Source organism: Scytonema sp. PRP1 (genome assembly GCF_036697665.2).
Classification (GTDB): Bacteria; Cyanobacteriota; Cyanobacteriia; order Cyanobacteriales; family Nostocaceae; genus Kalymmatonema; species Kalymmatonema gypsitolerans.
This window is the reverse complement of the sequence record NZ_JBAHYJ020000112.1, coordinates 50,824-56,823: the sequence shown is the minus strand read 5'-3', so window position 1 is coordinate 56,823 and position 6,000 is coordinate 50,824. Positions and strand designations below refer to the sequence as shown.

General features: G+C 45.0%; 4 protein-coding genes. 3 read left to right on the top strand and 1 reads right to left on the bottom strand.

The window, feature by feature from the left end:
- Positions 1-193 precede the first annotated feature (193 nt).
- Both V5G28_RS29485 and V5G28_RS29480 read left to right on the top strand, forming a co-directional pair.
- Positions 194-688, top strand: coding sequence for a hypothetical protein (locus V5G28_RS29485; protein WP_332997343.1), 495 nt, complete (start codon positions 194-196; stop codon positions 686-688).
- Positions 685-1,137, top strand: coding sequence for a hypothetical protein (locus V5G28_RS29480; RefSeq protein WP_332997341.1), 453 nt, complete (start codon positions 685-687; stop codon positions 1,135-1,137). The genes V5G28_RS29485 and V5G28_RS29480 overlap by 4 nt, the downstream gene beginning before the upstream one ends.
- Before the next feature lie 471 nt (positions 1,138-1,608).
- Here V5G28_RS29480 and recN read toward each other — a convergent pair whose 3' ends face one another.
- Positions 1,609-3,348: a DNA repair protein RecN gene (gene recN, locus V5G28_RS29475; RefSeq protein WP_332997339.1), complete on the bottom strand. Its 1,740-nt coding sequence runs from the start codon at positions 3,346-3,348 to the stop codon at positions 1,609-1,611.
- A 495-nt stretch (positions 3,349-3,843) separates the two neighbouring features.
- Here recN and V5G28_RS29470 point away from each other — a divergent pair, with 495 nt between their 5' ends.
- On the top strand, positions 3,844-5,958 hold the full coding sequence (locus V5G28_RS29470; RefSeq protein ID WP_332997337.1) for an ABC1 kinase family protein: 2,115 nt from the start codon (positions 3,844-3,846) through the stop codon (positions 5,956-5,958).
- The last annotated feature ends 42 nt before the right edge of the window (positions 5,959-6,000 follow it).

The window sequence follows — 6,000 nt, the reverse complement described above, 5'->3', positions numbered from 1 at the left end:
CACTTCTGCCCGATTAAGCTAAATGAATACTTCTCCACGCCAGTCTCTATACCGCTTTCTACACCAGCAGCGCAAGTGGTTGCCAATAAGAGTGGATGTTATTACGTATAATATTACGTATAAGTCTTGAGCTTTCAACGCAGCATTCTCAGTTTTATTGATATCTAGTAAATAAGGGACAGGCGCTCAAACTATGAACAGCAGCAGTAGAAATAGTATTTACAGTGATGAGTTGATTAGTGCGACTGAGTTGAATCGCCAGCCTGGTCGCATTTTGGACATAGCTCTTAATCGTCCAGTGACCATCACTCGCAACGACCATGCCTTTGCATTGTTGCGGCGAGAAGAGATGGCGGGGCACATTAAAGCAGCGGCTATGACCAGAGTTGTGGTTGAGGTGATTAACGTTGCTTACCAATTGAGCCAAGGAAAAGAGATTGGTGACAACCACGAATATGGATGGATGAAGGCGTTTGACACAGAAGAGTTAAATGAACTGGTGGCAGAGGTAATGAATGCATGTAGTGTTGGTTATGACACTGGTGATTGGGAGGATCTCGATGTCGTGATACATGAGTGGCATCAAAGTGCCATAGCAATTAATAGTCCTCAATTGGAGAAAGCTTTCATTGACAATGATGACGAAGTGCCATTGACTCCACCGACTACTGAAAGCGTTATTGCATGAGCCAGATGATGCAACTATGTGTAACAACTGCTACTTCATCTGAAAATGTGGTGCCGCCAGAAGAACCACTCTCCAAACCGCCAACAGATATATCTACTGAAGAAGCTCTTGAAAACCCAGCCGCAGAGTCGTCTCTTCAAGCTGAAATTGCTGAACCCGCACCCCAGTGGCTAGTGGTAGCAAAGAATCGACGGGTTAATCGGGACTGGGAATTATTACTGTTGCGTGCGCCCGAAAATGCTCGTCGCTGCTATGAGGATTTATCTACCGCTCCTATGACTAGGAAACCTAAGCGGGTTTTTCCGTTAAAAGGCAAACGCTACAAGAGTGCATGGGAATATGAGGTCACAAAGGGAGATAGGGTGTTTTATGTCCCTGATGCCCAACAGGGGAAAGTCGTTGTTTATTATGCAGGAGAGCATCCGAAAAATGCTCCTGTGCCTGAATAACAGTTTATCGTACATTAAAGGGTTTAAGACCCTAGAGAGCCGGTCAAGTAATAATGGTTGACAATACAGACACAATCACCATTAATAACTTTTGTAGTTTCACTCACCTAACTGCCTTGCTTGTAATGCGCCCAATTCTATAAAAATTGGATACGCACAAACACCGCACTCCGTCAATTACGAATACTTGACCGACGCCCTAGGTCTACACGTAGTCTCAGTTTGAGTTGGGGTTTAAATCCCCAACTCAAACTGTCTTTAATGCGTGAATTTTGAATTTTGAATTTTGAATTGTTAAAGCCGTGTCGGGTTAAAGTCACGTTCAGACAAAACGAGGGTGGGGTGAAGCGAAAATTGTGGGCAAGCACAAAGCCATGATGTAACGTAATGACAAGGTTCTTGCCTTAGACACCAATGAGCAATGCTTCGTGCCCCTACCGCTTGGTGTATCCAAACGAGAACCGCTATAATTCAACTTTGTCGTCGATGGTTAGCTGCTTGTGTCAACAAAGAATCAGCAAAAGCGATCGCCTCCTGCGCCGACTTCCCACCAGCTAACTGTGCCAATTCTTCTCGGCGCTTAGTTAAATTATCCAAGGATGTGACTCGCACAACAGTACGCTGGTCAGGATGTCCGTTGTTTTCTTTATTACCTGTTTTTTCAGTAATCACTTGCTTGTCGACCCGGAAATGTCGGTCTGCCATTGCTGCAACCAGAGGTTGGTGTGTGACACATAATACTTGGGAAATTTGACCCAACTGATGCAATTTTTCGGCGATCGCCTGCGCTACGCGTCCGGAAACCCCAACATCAATTTCATCAAACACGAGTGTCGTATCAGCATCAGCTTGGGAAAAACAAGCTTTCAGCGCTAGTAAAAAGCGGCTCATCTCACCGCCAGAAGCAATTGCTGTCAGAGGTTGCAGGGGTTCTCCTGGGTTGGGACTAAACAAAAAGGTAATTTTGTCTGCTCCCGCTGCGGTTGGGGAAGTTGGTACAATCTCGACTTGGAACTTTACCTTTTCCATTGCCAAAGGTTTCAGTTCTCTAAGGAGTTTTGCTTCTAAAGCCGTCGCTGTGGTGCGCCGCAACTGAGTTAACTCCTGACAAGCTTGAGTCAACTTTTCCAAACAAAGATTTTCTTGTTGTTCTAAACTTTCAATAGATTGTTCGCTATCATCAAGCTCGGCTAACTCTCCCTGAATGCGCTGGTAGTGGGCAAGAGCATCTGCAACTGTTGGACCATACTTGCGACAAATTTGCTTTAATTCCTGAATACGCTCTTCTACTTCCTCTAAGCGCTGGGGATCTGCTTCCAAAGCTTCCCCATAAGTGTTAATCTGGCGTGCGACTTCTGCCAAGGTTGCTTGAGCATCTCTCACCATATCCAACAGCGGTTGCAGTTGGGTATCGTATTCTACCATGTCAGTGAATGTTTCCTCAGCGTCTCCCAGTAAGTCTGCTGCGGCTGGGCTTTCGCCATCGTTTTGGTACAAAGCCTGATAAACTTTGTAACTCATCTGTTGCAGTTCAACGACATGATTGAGGCGTTCCCGTTCTTGCAAAAGCTTTTCCAATTCATCGGGTTCGCTGAGGTTTGCTGTTTTGAGTTCCTGCACTTGATACGTCAGTAAGTCAAGTTGTTGCAGGCGATCGCGTTCTGATATCCGGCGTTTTTCTAATGCTGTACGCGCTTGTTGATAAGCACCAAAAACAGAGGTAACAACCTGACGCTGCTGCATCTGGGACTCGCCACCATAAATATCTAACCACTCACGCACTTGATTCGACTGTCCCACTTGTACAGTTTGCCCTTGGGCGGTGATTTCCACCAGGCGTTCCCTCAGTCCTGACATGAGTTGTCGATTCACCAACACTCCATTCACCCGCGAACGAGAGCGAATATTACTTGAGGTGGCTGCGATTTCTCGGCTGATGATCACACTATCTTCTATTAAATCTATTTCCTGTTCGCTCAACCAAGCCGTTAATCCTGAGTTAGAAGTGAAAGTGGCTTCTACCATCGCTCGACTTGTACCAGTGCGAATCACTCGACTGGAGACTTTACCGCCCAATACAGCATCAATCGCATCTAAGATAATGGACTTTCCCGCGCCGGTTTCCCCTGTTAATACATTAAGCCCAGCGCCAAATTCCAATTCTAGATGGTCAATAAGAGCAAAGTTTTCTATTTGCAACACAGACAACATTCAGCCAAATTCTCCGTGAGGGCAGACGCCGGATTCTTTTCATTTATGGGACACTAGGAATGAACTTTAAGCAATTAGCAATACCTAATACCATTGGACTAGTAAGACTTCTTGAGTGTACCAAATTTAGTTTAGTTCGAGTTTGATATATATGGTGCTGAGGATAGAGTTTCTTGATTAGGGAATAGGTTATCAAAGGAGTCAGAATGCAGAACCCACTAACTCATCAGAATTACTCCACCTCTAGGGGGATTAATTTTCACTCAAGAAAAATTGTGAGTTTTGGTTTTGCCCATAAAGACCTAAATATCAAACTCATAACTCATCTCAATCTTCAAGGTGAACTCACTCGTTCAGTTGTGAGTTATTGTTTATGAATTTCTACCATATTCTCTATTCCCTGTCTCCATACCCTATCCCTACAAGGATTTACACGTATGCATCATACATTGTTACAATACTTTACATATAAATCCGATGCGGTGGTAGAGCTACATGAATGCTAAGACAGTTCCCCCTACTTCCCAATTAATCAAGGAAGACAGCCGCATAAGTGGCGGTTCCAATTTACGTCAACTATCCGTTGAGGACAGTCACGCGAAGGATTTTCGTCGAGACGAACTGTCCAATAGTGAAGTGCTTGAAAATAGTGCTATCAAAGTTGTCAGCTTACCAACTTCAGAGGAAACTTATAAAGGCGAGGTGCTATTAACTACAAAGACTGGTGAAACAATACGTTATAACCCCCAGGAGATTTCGGCGCATTACAAAAAAAGACCTTTACAGGTTTTCGGACGTATTGTTACAGTTTTAACATCAACGTTGACTTTTGCTTTGGGGTTGTGGTGGGATAGCCAGCGGGGAGTCGTCGTCAAAAATGACCGACGGCGAGCAGTTAAGCTGCGAGAACTGCTGACAAACCTGGGACCTGCTTACATCAAAATTGGACAAGCTTTGTCCACCCGACCGGATCTCGTTCCTCCTGTGTATCTGGAGGAACTCACTCAACTGCAAGACAAATTACCACCTTTTCCCAACGAAATTGCTTATCGGTTTATTGAAGAAGAATTGGGTGCTTCTCCAGAGGAGGTTTATCTTGAACTGTCTCGGGAACCAATTGCTGCAGCTTCGTTGGGTCAAGTCTATAAAGGTAAGCTGAAAACTGGTGAAGAAGTCGCTGTGAAAGTCCAACGTCCGGACTTAAGAGAACGCATCGCCATTGATTTATATATCTTGCGCCGACTGGCTGCATTGGCGCAAAGAAATATCAAACGGGTGCGGAGTGACCTTGTTGGTATTCTCGATGAATTAGGCGATCGCATCTTTGAAGAGATGGACTATATTCATGAGGGAGAAAACGCTGAGCGGTTTTTCCAGCTTTATGGTCAAATGAAAGACGTTTATGTACCGAAAATATACTGGGAATACACCAATCGTCGCGTTTTGACGATGGAGTGGATTAATGGCGTTAAATTAACCCAAACAGAAGAACTTCGCGCTCTCGGTATAAATGCTCGTTATTTAATTGAAGTAGGTGTACAGTGTTCGCTGCGCCAGTTGCTGGAACATGGATTTTTCCACGCTGATCCTCACCCAGGTAATTTGTTAGCCACAGTTGATGGTCAATTGGCTTATCTCGACTTTGGGATGATGAGCGAGATTAAGCCACAGCAGCGCTATGGTTTGCTGGAGGCGATCGTCCACTTGGTGAACCGCGACTTTGACGGTTTAGCCCGTGATTACGTCAAGCTGGAATTTTTGACACCGGACACCGACTTGACACCGATCATTCCAGCGTTTGCTAGAGTGTTTGGTAACGCCTTGGGAGCCAGCGTCGCTGAGTTGAACATCAAAAGTATTACAGATGATCTATCGGCGTTGATGTATGAGTATCCTTTCCGCGTTCCAGCCTACTACGCCTTGATTATCCGTTCGCTGGTGACATTGGAAGGCATCGCCATTAATATTGACCCTAACTTCAAAGTCCTCAGCGAAGCTTATCCCTACGTTGCCAAACGTTTGTTAACTGATCAAGCGCCGGAATTAAGATCATCGTTGCGGGATTTGCTGTTTAAAGAAGGTACATTCCGCTGGAACCGTTTAGAAAACTTGTTACGTAATGCTCGTAATAGTCAAGACTATGACTTTGACTTGGTACTGAATCAGGGGATAGACTTTCTGTCTTCCGAACGCGGTGCTTTCATTCGTGACAAACTCGTGGATGAAGTTGTCAAAGGAGTCGATGCTTTAGGTAGAAATGTTTTACATAACTTTACATACCTACTGCGGGAAAGAGTTGGGATCACAACAGTCAATGAAACTCCTGCTGCTTCCATCGAACAACAACAAACCTTGGATCACATCAAACGGATTTTGAATATTCTTCAAGAAACCCGTGGTTTTGACCCAGCGCGACTTGCACCTCAACTTGCTCAGTTGTTGTTCAACCCAGGAGTACAGCGTTTAGGTCAACAAGTCGCCAACCAGTTGGCGCAGAAAGCTGTAGCCAGGTTCATTCGGCAACTGTTGGCATCAGAACAAGTGTATAACGCTGAAGGTCCCACCCTAGAGCAGCCTGGAAGGTTAGCTTTACCTGCTGCAAGAGTGTAGCCCTTGAAACCTGGTTTCTGTTTCTTTGACAAGACCTTCGCC

Excerpts from the sequence above, each read along its gene's own strand:
- V5G28_RS29470 (WP_332997337.1), top strand. The coding sequence starts at position 3,844 with ATGAATGCTAAGACAGTTCCCCCTACTTCCCAATTAATCAAGGAAGAC.
- V5G28_RS29485 (WP_332997343.1), top strand. The coding sequence starts at position 194 with ATGAACAGCAGCAGTAGAAATAGTATTTACAGTGATGAGTTGATTAGT.
- V5G28_RS29480 (WP_332997341.1), top strand. The coding sequence starts at position 685 with ATGAGCCAGATGATGCAACTATGTGTAACAACTGCTACTTCATCTGAA.
- recN (WP_332997339.1), bottom strand. The coding sequence starts at position 3,348 with ATGTTGTCTGTGTTGCAAATAGAAAACTTTGCTCTTATTGACCATCTA.